This window comes from Reyranella sp., from assembly GCF_044224635.1.
Taxonomy (GTDB): domain Bacteria; phylum Pseudomonadota; class Alphaproteobacteria; order Reyranellales; family Reyranellaceae; genus Reyranella.
Genome location: NZ_JBGAKA010000001.1, coordinates 278,369 through 292,296, shown reverse-complemented (window position 1 = coordinate 292,296; position 13,928 = coordinate 278,369). Strand labels below are relative to the sequence as shown.

Annotated in this window: 13 protein-coding genes; 11 read left to right on the top strand and 2 right to left on the bottom strand. The window is 67.5% G+C overall.

Going from position 1 to position 13,928, the window contains the following annotated elements:
• Nucleotides 1-24 precede the first annotated feature (24 nt).
• From ACILR9_RS01355 to ACILR9_RS01340, 4 genes are all read left to right on the top strand, one after another.
• Entirely contained in the window at nucleotides 25-276 is a 252-nt protein-coding gene (locus ACILR9_RS01355) for a hypothetical protein (RefSeq protein WP_395708075.1), read from the top strand.
• A complete protein-coding gene (locus tag ACILR9_RS01350; protein WP_395708074.1) occupies nucleotides 273-2,342 on the top strand; it encodes a hydantoinase/oxoprolinase family protein in 2,070 nt (689 codons plus the stop codon). Before ACILR9_RS01355 ends, ACILR9_RS01350 begins: the two co-directional genes overlap by 4 nt.
• Nucleotides 2,339-4,021 (top strand): hydantoinase B/oxoprolinase family protein, encoded by a 1,683-nt coding sequence (locus ACILR9_RS01345; RefSeq protein WP_395708073.1) that lies wholly within the window; start codon nucleotides 2,339-2,341, stop codon nucleotides 4,019-4,021. The genes ACILR9_RS01350 and ACILR9_RS01345 overlap by 4 nt, the downstream gene beginning before the upstream one ends.
• Nucleotides 4,022-4,180: 159 nt before the next feature.
• Nucleotides 4,181-5,488 (top strand): NtaA/DmoA family FMN-dependent monooxygenase, encoded by a 1,308-nt coding sequence (locus tag ACILR9_RS01340; protein ID WP_395708072.1) that lies wholly within the window; start codon nucleotides 4,181-4,183, stop codon nucleotides 5,486-5,488.
• 130 nt (nucleotides 5,489-5,618) lie between these two features.
• On the opposite strand, the gene ACILR9_RS01335 is transcribed toward ACILR9_RS01340, so the two are convergent.
• Nucleotides 5,619-5,855, bottom strand: a complete 237-nt coding sequence (locus ACILR9_RS01335; protein WP_395708071.1) for a hypothetical protein — start codon at nucleotides 5,853-5,855, stop codon at nucleotides 5,619-5,621.
• Between the two features lie 153 nt (nucleotides 5,856-6,008).
• Between ACILR9_RS01335 and ACILR9_RS01330 the strand changes: the two genes are divergently transcribed.
• From ACILR9_RS01330 to ACILR9_RS01300, 7 genes are all read left to right on the top strand, one after another.
• Nucleotides 6,009-7,061: a zinc-binding dehydrogenase gene (locus ACILR9_RS01330; protein ID WP_395708070.1), complete on the top strand. Its 1,053-nt coding sequence runs from the start codon at nucleotides 6,009-6,011 to the stop codon at nucleotides 7,059-7,061.
• A 133-nt stretch (nucleotides 7,062-7,194) separates the two neighbouring features.
• Entirely contained in the window at nucleotides 7,195-8,271 is a 1,077-nt protein-coding gene (locus tag ACILR9_RS01325) for a glutathione S-transferase family protein (protein ID WP_395708069.1), read from the top strand.
• Nucleotides 8,272-8,412: 141 nt separating this feature from the next.
• On the top strand, nucleotides 8,413-9,051 hold the full coding sequence (locus ACILR9_RS01320; protein ID WP_395708068.1) for a TetR family transcriptional regulator: 639 nt from the start codon (nucleotides 8,413-8,415) through the stop codon (nucleotides 9,049-9,051).
• Nucleotides 9,048-10,046 carry an HlyD family secretion protein gene (locus tag ACILR9_RS01315; protein WP_395708067.1) on the top strand — a complete coding sequence of 333 codons (999 nt, stop codon included), beginning with the start codon at nucleotides 9,048-9,050 and terminating at the stop codon, nucleotides 10,044-10,046. Before ACILR9_RS01320 ends, ACILR9_RS01315 begins: the two co-directional genes overlap by 4 nt.
• Before the next feature lie 7 nt (nucleotides 10,047-10,053).
• Nucleotides 10,054-10,977 (top strand): ABC transporter ATP-binding protein, encoded by a 924-nt coding sequence (locus ACILR9_RS01310; RefSeq protein ID WP_395708066.1) that lies wholly within the window; start codon nucleotides 10,054-10,056, stop codon nucleotides 10,975-10,977.
• A 196-nt stretch (nucleotides 10,978-11,173) separates the two neighbouring features.
• Nucleotides 11,174-12,307: an ABC transporter permease gene (locus ACILR9_RS01305; RefSeq protein WP_395708065.1), complete on the top strand. Its 1,134-nt coding sequence runs from the start codon at nucleotides 11,174-11,176 to the stop codon at nucleotides 12,305-12,307.
• A 58-nt stretch (nucleotides 12,308-12,365) separates the two neighbouring features.
• A complete protein-coding gene (locus ACILR9_RS01300; RefSeq protein WP_395708064.1) occupies nucleotides 12,366-13,046 on the top strand; it encodes a cysteine hydrolase family protein in 681 nt (226 codons plus the stop codon).
• A gap of 30 nt (nucleotides 13,047-13,076) precedes the next feature.
• Here ACILR9_RS01300 and ACILR9_RS01295 read toward each other — a convergent pair whose 3' ends face one another.
• A complete protein-coding gene (locus ACILR9_RS01295) occupies nucleotides 13,077-13,892 on the bottom strand; it encodes a glycoside hydrolase family 25 protein (RefSeq protein ID WP_395708063.1) in 816 nt (271 codons plus the stop codon).
• Nucleotides 13,893-13,928: the final 36 nt, after the last annotated feature.

Here is a 13,928-nt window from a genome sequence, read left to right as displayed (position 1 = left end):
GCCAGATGCGCGAAGGAAGGCCCGATGACAGGCAGGCTTGCACGACACGCGGCTTTGCGGGTTGCCGCTGCAGCCGGTATGTCCACGGCGCTCGTCGCATCGTCGCTGGCGCAGGACGTGCCCAATCTCGTCGGCATCTGGAAGGGCCCGGCCCTCGCTGTCCATATTGGTGCGATACCTTACAGGTCGGCGGATCGTCCTGAGCCGGCCCCTCCAACTGACCTGAAGCCGGACAGCAGCGTCGTGAACCGCGTCGCCTGGAAGCGGGTCAATTGACGGCCGGCGGCCGCGTCGAGATCGGTGTCGATATCGGCGGCACGTTCACCGATGTCGTGTGCCGCGAAGTCGGCGGCGCGTTGCATGTCATCAAGGTGCCGACGACCCGCGGCGACCCAAGCGCCGCCGTCCTGCAGGCGATCGGCGAGCTCGCCCGACGCTGGGGTGTCCAGCCATCCGAGGTCGGGCGCTTCGCGCACGGCACTACCGTGGCGACCAATGCCGTGCTGGAGCGCAAGGGCGCGCGGATTGGCCTGCTCACCACGGCCGGTTTTCGCGACGTGCTGGAGATCGGCCGCCAGTTGCGCAGCGAAGTCTATCGCATCGTGCTCGAGCCCGAGGCGCCGGCCTTCCTGGCGCCGCGCCGCTATCGCAAGGAGGTTCCCGAGCGCATCGACGCGTCGGGCGCGGTCCTGATGCCGATCGACGAGGCGGCGGTGCTCTCGGCGGCCGACGAGCTGGTCCAGGCCGGCGTCGAAGCGATCGCCATCGCCTTCCTGTTCTCGTTCCGCAATCCGGTGCATGAGCAACGCGCCGCGGGGTTGATTCGCGCCCGTCATCCCGGCCTCATGCTGTCGCTCTCGCACGAGGTCGATCCGGCCTTCCGCGAGTACGAGCGCACCGTGGTCACCGCCTTCGATGCGTATCTGAAGCCGCGCGTCGATCGCTATTTGGCGCGCCTCGAGGAAGGTCTGACGCAAGCCGGTATCGCGGCGCCGTTGCAGGTGATGCAGTCGCGTGGCGGTCTCGCCACCGCCGCGGTGGCGCGCCTGCGGCCCGTGCGGCTGTTCCTGTCCGGTCCGGCGGCTGGCGTGATCGGCGGCCAGATTGCCGGGGCCTCGGCCGCCTCGGACGATCTCATCACCATCGACGTCGGCGGCACCTCGGCCGACATTGCGCTGATCAGCCGGCGCAAGCCGATGCTGAAGTCGGAAGGCGTGATCGCGGGGCATGCCGTGCGTGTCGCCATGGTCGACGTGACGACGCTCGGCGCGGGCGGCGGCAGCATCGCCCATCTCGATGCGTCTGGGGGGCTGCGCGTCGGGCCGCAATCGGCCGGCTCGGAGCCCGGTCCGGCCTGCTACGGCCGTGGCGGGAAGGAGGCGACGGTGACGGACGCCTCGGTCGTGCTGGGCTATCTCGATCCGGGCTTCTTTGCCGGCGGCCGGCTCGGCCTGGAGCCGCACAAGGCCGCGGCGGCGATCGATACCAAGATCGCCAAGCCGCTCGGTATGACCACGGCGCAGGCGGCTCTCGGCATTCATCGCGTGCTGAACGCTCAAATGGCGGAAGGCATCCGCCTGGTCTCGGTACGCCAGGGCATCGACCCGCGGCGCTACGCCCTGGTGCCGCTGGGCGGCGCCGGCGGCCTGCACGCGACGGCGCTGGCGCGTGAGCTCGGCATCAGCCGTATCGTCGTGCCGCGCTTGCCCGGCGTGCTGTCGGCGGCAGGCCTGCTCGCTGCGCCGACCGAGCACGAGGTGACCGCCGAGTTCGCCACGCCGCTCGCCGATCTCGACCGCGCCGCCTTGCGCGAGAAGCTGCACGCGATCGACGCGCGAGCCGCCTCATTGATGGCGGCCGAGAAGGTCGGCACTGCCGACGTTGCCATCAGCTATTTCGCCGACGTCTGCTACATCGGCCAGTCCTACAACCTCGAAATCCCATTCGACGCCGACGACCCCGATCCGGCGACGTGCCTCTACCGCGACTTCCTCGAGGCGCACGACCGCATCTACGGCCACAGTGTCGAGATCCCGGCCAAGATCGTCGGCGTCCGTACCGTGCATCGCGCCGGCGGCAGCGACACCTTGGCCGAGATGCGCTTCGCACCTTCGGGCGGGCCGGCGATCATCGGCCGGCGTGACATCCTGGTGGCGGGCGAATCGCGGTTCGTCGGCGCCGCCGTCTATGATCGCGACGCGCTGGCGGAGGGGTTCGCCTTTGCCGGACCGGCCATCGTCCAGCAGGCCGACACGACCACGCTGGTCGAGCCGGGGTGGTCGTGCGTTGTCGATGCGCCCGGTAACCTGATCCTCACGCGCCTGGAGGCGGCAAGGTCATGAGCAAGGACGGCGAACGATCGGGCCTCGATCCGATCACGGTCGAAGTGGTGCGCCACAAGCTCGAAGGTATTGCCAACGAGATGCAGCAGACCCTGCTGCGCTCCTCCTTCTCGCCGATCGTGAAGGAGGGGCTCGACGCATCGTCCTGCCTGTTCACCATTCGGGGCGAGACGCTCGCCCAGGCAACGGCAGTACCGATCCACCTCGCCACCTTGATCCCGATCATCGCCAAGATGCTGGAAGTCTTTCCCCTGGCGAGCATGAAGCCGGGCGACGTCTATTGCATGAACGACCCCTATCTCGGCGGCACCCATCTGCCCGACGTCGCCCTGGTGCAGCCGGTGTTCTTCAACGACCGGCCGGTGGCGATCTCCGCTACCATGACGCATCACCAGGACATGGGCGGCATGTCGGCCGGCTCGATCCCGACCAATGCGACCGAGATCTTCCAGGAAGGCCTGCGCCTGCCGCCCCTGAAATTCCGCGACGCCGGAAAGTACAACGAGACCCTAGTCGCCATCATCCGCCAGAACGTGCGCATCCCCGACGCCGTGATGGGCGATCTAAACGCCCAGCTCGCCGCCTGCAACGTGGGTGCCCGTCGCATGGCCGAGCTTGCCGGGCAGCTCGGCGAAAACCATGCGCTCGCGATCTTCGATGAATTGCTCGATCGCTCGGAGGTGCTGACGCGCGCGGCGCTCAGGACCATTCCCGCCGGGACCTATCGCTATGTCGATCACAACGACAATGACGGCATCGATCTCGATCGCGGGATCCGCTTCGAGGTCGCGGTCACCGTGAAGGACGGCACCTTCCATTGCGACTTCAGCGGCTCCTCGCTGCAGGTCCGCGGACCGTTCAATTGCGTGCCCTCGGGATCGCTTGCCGCGGCCTGCTATGCCGTGCGGGCCGTCACCGATCCGACGATCCCGACCAATGCCGGCTGCTTCCGCCCCATCACGCTCGAGCTGCCCAAGGGCAGCATCGTCAATCCGTCCGAGCCGGCGCCGGTCAATGCCCGGACGGCCACCATCAAGCGCATCACCGGCTGCATCCTCGGTGCCCTCAAGGAGGTGCTGCCCGAGCGCGTGCCGGCCGACAGCTCGGGCGAGCTGGTGGTCCTGGCGTTCGGCGGCCGGCATGCTGGCGGCGCGCCGTTCGTCACCGGGGAATTGATCGCTGGCGGCAGCGGCGCGGGCGTGCGGTCCGACGGCGTCGACGTCATCGAGACCGACGTCACCAACTGCATGAACCTGCCGGTCGAGGCGATGGAGATGGAGGCGCCGGTCCGCGTCCATCGCGTGGCGCTGCGCCAGGATTCCGGCGGCGCCGGCCGCCAGCGCGGCGGTCTCGGCGTGGTCAAGGAATATGAGATACTCGACGGCGAGGTTTCCTTCACCTATCGCGGCGAGCGGCATTTCCATGCACCGCGGGGTGCACAGGGCGGCGGCGACGGCGCCAAGGCGGATGCCGTCATCCGGCGGGCCGATGGCACGGAAGAGGTCATCCCCTCGAAGGGGATGACCCGCTTGCAGCGCGGCGATCGTATCGTGATCGAGACGGCTGGTGGCGGCGGTAATGGCGCGCCGGCGGCGCGCGATGCCGATGCACTCGCACTCGACCTCGCCAACGGCAAGGTGAGTGCGGCCAGGGCCGCGGCCGACTACGGCCGCGGGTGATGTCGACGCGCTGGGGTTGAAACGGTATTTGATAGAGACTTCATGGTCCTCCGGACGGCGAGCGTCTCGCGCGCCTCGCGCGCTCATGATTCCATGAGCGCGCGAGACGCTCGCCGTCCGGAAGAGGATGACTGAGGGTCCAACGACGAGTCGATATCCATGGGCAAGCGTCACTTCCATCTCGCCTGGTTTCTGTCGCAGGGCTACGGGCCAAAGACTTGGCGGTCGGATTGGCCGGGCAGCGACGTGTCGCGCTGGATGATGCCCGACTTGTTCGTCGACCTGGCACGCGCCATGGACCGGGCCTGCTTCGATTACGTCATCATCGAGGATTCGTCGAATGTGCCCTACACCTACAAGGGCACGCACGACACGTATCTCAAGTATGCCGCCAGCACGCCCAAGCTCGATCCGGCGGTGCTCGTGCCCTACCTCGCTCAGGCGACGACGCATCTCGGCCTGGTGCCGACCCTGTCGGTCAGCGAGTACCCGCCGTACCTGATGGCGCGGCTGGTCAACACGCTCGATCACGTGACCGAGGGCCGGATCGGCTGGAATTGCGTCACCGGCAGCAACGACGGCGCGGCGCAGAATTACGGCCACGAGAAGCACCGGCCGCATGACGAGCGCTACGACGTCGCCGACGAGTTCGCCGACCTGGTGACCAGGCTATGGGAGGCGTGGGAGCCCGATGCCGTCGTGCTCGATCGTGAGAACCAGATCTTCGCCGACGGCAGCAAGGTCCATGCGGTCAACCACGAGGGCAAGTACTTCAAGTGCCGCGGCCCGATCAACGCGCCCCGCTCGCCGCAGGGCCGCGTGCCGATCTGCCAGGCCGGCGGCTCGCCACGCGGCAAGAAATTCGCGGCGCGCTGGGCCGACACGATCATCACCGAGGGCGGCGGCAGCGTCGAGACCATGAAGGCCTACCGCGAGGAGATCCGGGGCCAGGCGGCCGCGTTCGGCCGCAACCCCGACGACATCAAGGTGCTGTTCCTCGCCCATCCGATCATCGATACCACCATGGAGGCGGCGCGCGAGCGGCAGCGCCTCGAGGAGGCGCAGGCACTCGAGCACATCGACATGCAGCTCTCGAGCATGTCGCGTCTGACCGGTATCGACTTCGCCAGGTTCGATCTCGATCAGCCGCTGCCGCTCGAGCTCACGACCAACGGTCACCAGTCGGCGCTGGCCAAGTGGATCGGCAAGACGCCGCGCACGCTGGTCCGCAGCTACGCGCGCAAGGATGGCATCGACTTCACCGGCACGAGCGATCATGTCGCCGGCCTGATGCAGGAGCTCATGGAGGAAGTCGGCGGCGACGGCTTCCTGATCTTCAACAGCTACTTCGACCGCCGTTACATCATGGAAGTGTGCGAAGGCCTGGTGCCCGAGCTGCAGTGCCGCGGCGTCACCCGCAAGGCCTACGCCCACAAGCACCTGCGCGATAATTTGCTGGAGTTCTGACCGTAGTGAAGTCGAAAGGTCTCTCGCTGCGCTCGGGATGACATCGTCGTTGGGGCAACATCCCCGGTGTCATCCCGAGCGTCGCGAGAGACCTTTCTTCTGCATGCGATCTGCCGCAGCGATGACGCGATCAGTGGATCGGCAGCAGGAATAACCCCGGCGCCAGCGTGATTACGCGCTGATGGCAGACGGCGGTGCCGGTCGCTGCAGCCGGTCTGCTGTCGGCCAGCGAGCCGGTGATGGCGAGAATGACGGCAAGCGCCAATCCGTAGACGGCAACGATCAGCCATTCGGCTCGCTCGACACGCAGGGTAAGGCGCGACAGCGTGGAGGGGCGCGGCACGCCAGTATCAGCCAGGAATGCCATGCCGTTTGTCACGCAAGAAGAATGCCAGCTCCTCCGACGGGCGGCTGGTTGCCGATCATCCGGGCGCCATGGATAGTGGCGCGCGAGGAGGGCCCATGATCCGGCTCCACGCTGACCGGGCGCGGCATCACGACAGGTGAAGGAGGAGGAACCATGCAGGGCGTAGTGTTCACCGGCGATCGGACCGTCGAGATCATGTCGTTTGCGGACCCGACGCCGGGCCCGGGCGAGGTCGTGCTGGAGATGAAGGCCTCCGGCATGTGCGGCTCCGACCTGCACCAGTATCGCCGGCCCAAGGGAGGCGCCCGGCCGGCCTCGGGCGTGCCGGCGAGTGCCGAGCCGGTGATCGCCGGCCACGAGCCATGCGGTGTCGTGGTCGCGGTCGGTCCGGGCGTGTCGGTGGCCGAGGCGCGGGTCGGTGATCGCATGATGGTGCACCACTACCAGGGCTGCGCGCAGTGCAGCCATTGTCGCTCGGGTTGGCAGCAGCTGTGTCAAGAGGTGCCGATCAAGGTCTACGGCAACAACGCCCACGGCGGTCATGCCAAGTACCTGAAGGTGCCGGCCAACACGATGGTGCGCCTGCACGACGCGCTGAGCTTCAGCGCCGGTGCGGCGATCTCCTGCGGCTCGGGCACCGCCTATGGCGCGCTCCGGCGCATGAACCTGTCGGGCCGCGACACGCTCGCGATCTTCGGACAGGGGCCGGTTGGGCTTGCCGCCACCCAGTTCGCCAAGGCGATGGGCGCGCGCGTCATCGCGCTCGACGTCAACCCGCAGCGTCTCGCGCGCGCCCGCGAGTTCGGCGCCGACGACGCGGTCAATCCGGGCTCTAACGACCCGGTGCAGGCGATCAAGGACCTGACCCATGGCAAGTTTGCCGACCTGACGCTCGACACCTCGAGCAGCAAGGAGGCGCGTCTCGCCGCCATCCGCAGCACCAAGGTGTGGGGAACCATGTGCTTCGTCGGCGAAGGCGGCGAGGTGACGATCGATGTCAGCCCGCAACTGCTGCGGCGCCAGCTGACCTTGATCGCGTCATGGACCTTCTCGACCGTCATCCAGGCCGACTGCGCCGAGTTCTGCGTCGAGCGCAAGGTCGATGTCGATCGGCTGTTCACGCATCGCTGGTCGCTCGACCAGGCCGAACAGGCCTACACGCTGTTCGACAAGCAGGCGGACGGCAAGGGCGTGTTCCTGATGTGAGAGAGTTGTCCTGCTCATGTTCTCATTCTCCTCCCCAGCGGAGCTGGGGAGGAGAATGAGAAAGTGCCCTTGCCAACGCCCTGTCCGCCAAGCGAGAGGAGCGTGACCTCGATTGATGCCCCGGAGACCAGCCATGGCGACACAGACGCACGACCGCTATCGCATCTTCGGCGGGCCGGGGTCGCCGTACTCGCACAAGATGCGGGCGGTGATGCGCTACCGGCGCATTCCGCACGACTGGGTGATCGTGCTCGGCGGTTTCGACGGCACGGCGCAGACCGAGAAGCTGCGGCCGCTGGGCAAGCCGATGTTTCCGATCGTGCAGTTCCCGGACGGCACGTCGTGGTGTGATTCGACGCCGATCATCCATGAACTCGAGACGCGCTATCCCGGCGAACGTTCCGTCATCCCGCCCACGCCGGCCCGCCGCTTCCTTGCGCGCCTGATCGAAGATTTCGCCGATGAGTGGCTTCCCATCCCGCTGCTGGCCTTCCGCTGGACCTCGGACGAGGACGTCGATTTCTGCGCCCGCCGCCAGATGCAGGGCTGGCTCGGCGCCATCTCCGAGGCGGACCTGTCGGCCGGCATCGAGCGCTTTGTGGCGCGCCAACGCCGGCTGCGCATGATCCTGGGCGCCGCCAACCCGGCGGCGATGCCGATGTTCGTCAGCCAATACGAGACGCTGCTGGACATCCTCGAGACCGGCCTGTCCCGGAGCCTGTTCCTGTTCGGCGAGCGGCCGTCGATCGCCGATTTCGGCCTCCATGGCATGTTCTCGCAGTTCGTCATCGACCCGACGCCGTCCAGGATCCTTCGCGAACGCGCCGTCAGGTTGTTCCAGTGGACCCAGTACAGCGACGACCTGTCGGGCCATGACGGCGACTGGTCCGCTGCGCCGGCGAGCAGTGAGACGGTGCGCGGCCTGGTCAAGCTGGCGGGCAGGACCCTGCTGCCGCTGATGCTCGCCGTCAGCCAGGCCGTCGCCCGCGGCGAGCAGATGACGAGCTACGAGATCGACGGCGTCCGCCTGACCGGCATCGCCCGCTCCGATGTGGCCAGGTGCTGGCTGTGGCTTAAGCAGATGTTCGCCGACCTGCCCGAGGCCGATCGCCAGGGCCTGCGCGGCCTGCTGGAGGAGGCCGGCTTCTGGGAGGCGCTGGCGTTCGCCCCCGGCGAGGCCGAGTGCGTGCCGACGTTCGCCATGAGCTGAGGCGCGATCATGAAGAACCTGCGGCTGGCCGAGTACAAGGCGTCGTAGATGCGGAACGGGCCCTAGCCCGCCTTTCCAAGGTTCTTTTTGCACGCTTCTTGCTAGCTTGACCAAATACTTACTAACCGGTAAGTAATAACGATGAAGCGAGCCGCCAAGCAGCGTCGCGCGCCTGCCGAACGGCCAGGAGAGATCCTGAGCGCCGCGTTGGCGCTGTTCGTGGAGAAGGGATTTGCCGCCACCCGGCTCGACGACGTCGCCGAGCGGGCGGGGCTCAGCAAAGCTGCGATCTATCTCTACTTCGACGACAAGACCGCCCTGCTGCAGGGCGTCATCCGGCAGACCGTCAGCGCCAACATCGGCACGGTCGAAACCCTGGCGAAGGCCCATCGCGGGCCGGTGGCGGCCTTGATCCCCGCCATCCTCGACTTCATGGCCAGCCGCGTCGAGGAGACGCCGATGGCCTCGATCGCCAAGCTGGTGATCGCCGAGTCGCGCGCCTTTCCCGAGATCGGCCGCTTCTACCTGAAGGAGGTGATCGGCCGCGGCGTTCCCCTGTTCGAAGGCCTGATCGCGCGTGGCGTGGCCAGCGGCGAGTTCCGCCGGGTCGACCCAGGACTCACGGTCCGGTCGCTGGTTGCGCCGATGCTGCTCGGAATGGTGTGGAAGACCGTGTTCGAGCCGATCGGCGGCGAGAAGCTCGACGTGCGCGGCCTCGCGCGCCATCACGCCGACCTGATGCTGCATGCCTTGCGGCCGGCGCCGGAGGGGCCGTCATGAAACGTCCACCCGTCCGGGCGATCGTCGCGATGATGGTCGTGCTGCTGGCCGGCACGGCCTACGTGACGCGCGATCAGTGGGAGCCGCTGCTCGGCCTGTCGCCCGATGACAATCGATACCTGGGCTACGTCGAAGGCGAAACGAGCCTGATCGCCCCGCCGAGCGCCGGTCGCCTGATCGAACGGCCGGTCAATCGCGGCGACCGGGTGAAGAAGGGCGATCGGCTGTTCGTCATCGACCCGGTCGTCGCCAAGGCCGAGGTGGCACGCAGCGAGGCCGCCCTCGCCGAAGCCAAGGCGCGCTACGAGAATCTGCTGACTGGCAAGCGGCAAGAGGAGCTCGACGTGATTCGCAGCCAGCAGCGCGAGACCGAGGCGGCGCTGGTCATGGCCGAGACCGAGCTCAAGCGCCAATCCGACCTGGTGGCGCGCGGCTATGGCACACGCCAGGCCTACGAGCAGTCGGAATCGCAGGCGCGCCAGTTGCGCTCGCGACTGGCCTCGCTTGCGGCGCAGGAAAGAGTCGCCAATCTCGCCGCCCGTCCGGACGAGATCGATGCGGCCAGGGCGTTGGTGGTGCAGGGCGAGGCCAACCTCGACCAGGCACGAAAGAAGCTCGAGGATCTGATGCCGGTCGCGCCGGAGGATGCGCTGGTCGAGAACACTTTTTTCAATGTCGGTGAATGGGTGCCGGCCGGCACGGCCGTCCTGTCGTTGCTGCCGCCGCAACGGGTCAAGCTGCGCTTCTTCGTGCCGGAGGAGGACATCGCCAAGGCGAAGCCTGGCGACACGGTGAGCTTCGCCTGCGATACCTGCCCGCCCGGCCTCACGGCCAGCATCATCTACATCTCGCCGCGCGCCGAGTTCACCCCGCCGGTGATCTACTCGCAAAGTGCGCGCACCAAGCTCGTGTTCCTGGTCGAGGCGCGGCCCGATGCGCCGACGACGGCGCTGCCGCCCGGCCTGCCGGTGAGCGTTGCGCCGCTGGCCAAGTGAGGGAGCCATGCCGCTCGCCATCGATGTCCACGACCTGGTCAAGCGCTTCGGACCGCGCACCGTGGTCGATCGGGTCAACCTGCAGATCGAGCAGGGCCGCATCTGCGGCTTCCTCGGCCCCAACGGCTCGGGCAAGACGACGACGCTGCGCATGATCTGCGGCCTGCTGACGCCCGACGGCGGCGGCGGCACCTGCCTCGGCCACGACCTCGTGCGCGAGCGCGACGCCATCAAGCGCCAGGCCGGCTACATGACCCAGCGATTCGGCCTCTACGAGGATCTCACCATCCGCGAGAACCTCGAGTTCGTCGGCCGCGTCTACGGCCTCGACCGGCTCGGCGAGCGCGTCGACCGATCGCTCGAGCAGCTCGGCCTGGCGACCCGCCAGCGCCAACTCGCCGGCTCGCTGTCCGGCGGCTGGAAGCAGCGGCTTGCGCTTGCCGCCTGCGTGCTGCACGAGCCCAAGCTCCTGTTGCTCGACGAGCCCACCGCCGGCGTCGATCCCAAGGCGCGGCGTGCCTTCTGGGACGAGATCCATGCCTATGCCGCACAGGGCATCACGGTGCTCGTGTCGACGCACTACATGGACGAGGCCGAGCGCTGTCACGAGATCGCCTACATCGCCTACGGCCAGCTGATGGCGCGCGGCACCGCCGAGGACGTGATCGCCGCGTCCGGCCTCAGCTCGCTCATCGCCACCGGTCCAGGCGCCGACCGCTTGGCGCACGAACTGCGCGACGTGCCGGGCGTGACGGCCGCCGCCGCCTTCGGCACCACGTTGCACGTCTCCGGACCCGAGCGCGACGCGCTGCTCGCCGCCATCGCGTCTTTCCGTTCTAGGGATCTCGTCTGGACCGAAGCCAAACCCACTCTCGAGGATGTCTTCATTCACCTGATGGGCCAGGCGACTGACAATGCGGTGACGTCGTGACGAGCGGGTTCGCTTCTTCTCCCCGGCTTCGCTGCGGAGGTGTCATGCGCCGGGAGCGCGCCGCTCCGTGGCGCATCTTCACGTGTGCAAGCGAAGAAGGCGCCACAGGAGTGACGCGCTCGCGGCTTCATGACCCCTCCGTCGCCATAAGACGGCGACACCTCCCCGGCGAAGCTGGGGAGGAAGGAGAAAAGCCATGACCGGCACCTTCTGGCGGCGTCTCATCGCCATCATCGTCAAGGAGGTGCAGCAGCTGCGGCGCGACCGGCTGACCTTCGCCATGATGTTCGGCGTGCCGATCATGCAGCTGCTGCTGTTCGGCTACGCCATCGACACCGATCCGCATCATCTGCCGACTGCCATCATAGCGGCCGACGACAGCGCGGTCACGCGCACGGTGGTCGCGGCATTGCAGAGCACAGGCTACATGACCGTCACCCGCCGGCCGGCCTCGCAGGCCGAGGCGAGCCAGCTCCTCCAGGCCGGCGAGGTGCAGTTCGTCGTCACCATTCCGTCCGACTTCACGCGCCGCCTGGTGCGCGGCGAGCGCGCGCAGATCCTGATCGACGCTGATGCGACCGATCCCCTGGCCGCGGCCAATCCGCTGGCAGCGGTGCAGCCGGCCCTCGATCAGGCGCTCGCCCGCGACCTGGTCGGCCCCCTGGCCGGCCTGCGGAGCAAGCCGGGCGGCGTCGAGCTCGTCATCCAGCGGCGCTACAACCCGGAGGGCAAGGCGCGGCTCAACATCGTGCCCGGCCTGCTGGCGGTCATCCTGACCATGACCATGGTGATGATGACGGCGCTTGCCGTGACCCGCGAACGCGAACGCGGCACGATGGAGAACCTGCTCGCCACGCCGGTCCGGCCGATCGAGGTCATGATCGGCAAGATCCTGCCCTATGTCGCCATCGGCTCGGTCCAGGTGATCGTCATCTTGGCGGTTTCTCGCATGCTTTTCGATGTTGCGATCGAAGGCGATCCGGGCCTGCTTGGTCTCGGCACGGCCCTGTTCATCACCGTGAACCTTGCGATCGGCTTCACCATCTCGACGGTGAGCCAGAACCAGCTGCAGGCGATGCAGGCGTCGGTCTTCGTGCTGCTGCCTTCGATCCTGCTGTCGGGTTTCATGTTTCCTTTCCGCGGCATGCCGCAATGGGCGCAGTGGCTGGGCGAGGCGTTGCCGGCGACGCATTTCATGCGCATCGTGCGCGGCGTCATGCTGAAGGGCGCCGGCGCTTCCGACGTTGCCGTCGAGCTCGCCGCTCTGGTGCTGATGCTGTTCATCGTTTCGGCGCTTGCGATCAGTCGCTACCGTGTCACGTTGGACTAGCTTGGCACAGCGCTTGCACGGTAACCGACAGCAGCGGCCAAGGCTGGAGGAGCCTGCGGTGCAGGACAAGGTGTCGTTCGTCAACGCGGAACCCTACGCCTTCGAGCTTGTGCCGGCGCGCTGCGCGCTCGTGATCATCGACATGCAGCGCGACTTTCTCGAGCCGGGCGGCTTTGGCGAGATGCTGGGCAACGACGTGTCGCAGCTGCGTCGTACGATCGAGCCCAACCGTCGCCTGCTGGCTGCCTGGCGGGCCGCCGGCCTAATGGTGATCCACACGCGCGAAGGCCATCGGCCCGACCTGACCGATCTGCCGCCATCCAAGAAGCTGCGCGGGCGCGGCGAGACGACGATCGGCGACAGTGGCCCGATGGGGCGCATCCTGGTGCGCGGCGAGGCGGGTCACGACATCATCCCCGAGCTCCATCCGGAACAGGGCGAACCGGTGATCGACAAGCCAGGCAAGGGCGCCTTTTACGCCACCGACATCCAGTCGATCCTGCAGAACCGCGGCATCAGCCAGCTCGTCGTGACCGGCGTCACGACCGAGGTCTGCGTCAACACCACGGTGCGCGAAGCCAACGACCGCGGTTACGACTGCCTGGTCGCCGAGGATTGCGTCGGCTCGTACTTTCCCGAATTCCAGGAAATGGGGCTCAAGATGATCAAGGCCCAGGGCGGCATCTTCGGCTGGGTGACGAGCTCGGCCAAGATCATCGCGGCTATCGGCGAGAGCTGACAGCGCGGCGTGACGGCGACGACGCGGCTGTCAGGCCTTGGCGCCCCAATAGCGGTAGAGCGCGTTCGCATTGCCGTTGAACAGGTTGCGGTCGCAGTGGCCTACTCCGGCGACCGCGCGCGGCACGGTGCCGTAGGCGGCGTCGGCGTCGGTCTCGTCGGCGACATACTGCCAGAGGCGCCAGCCCTTGTTTGCCCAGGCGTACGGCACTTCGGGCTCCTCGCGATAGTCGGCGACCCAGAGATCGCAGCGCGCAAGGAGGGATTGCGGGCCGATCGGCGGATTCAGCCGCAGGCCGGCGCGGCCGTACTTGTCTCCGTTTGCCCAGCGGGGATGGGTGTAGACCAGCGGCATCCGCCCGGTCGCCTGGAAGACCGTCTGGACGAACGCCTCGGCGTGGCTGACCGTCATCGAGTTGCGCGGGTTGCGTTCGTTGGGCTCGACATCGAGCGCCAGCAAGGTGGCTGGCCCAGGCTGGGCCGCCGACAGGAAGGCTCTGGCCTGCTCGACCCCGGAATACTGCCGGGTGCCGAAATGATAGCCGCCCCACAAGAGGCCGGCCGCCTCGGCCTGACGCTTGCGCGTGGCGTACGAGGGATCGAACCAGTCGCCGCCCTCGCTCACCTTGTGGAGGACGGCGAGAATCCCGCTGCGACGCACCGCGTTGAAGTCCGTGACCGACACGTTGTGGCTTATATCGATCACCGCATCGAGGCCGGGCACGCCAGGATGCGAAGCTGACGTCTCGACCTTGGGGACAGGCCCACGCGAGGCACTGCCGCACGCCGCGAGGCCGGGCGCAGTCAAGGCGAGCATGCCGCCTATCGCGCCTCTGCGGGTGATCATCGAACCGGCTGTCCCACAGCAACGAAGTCGAATGCG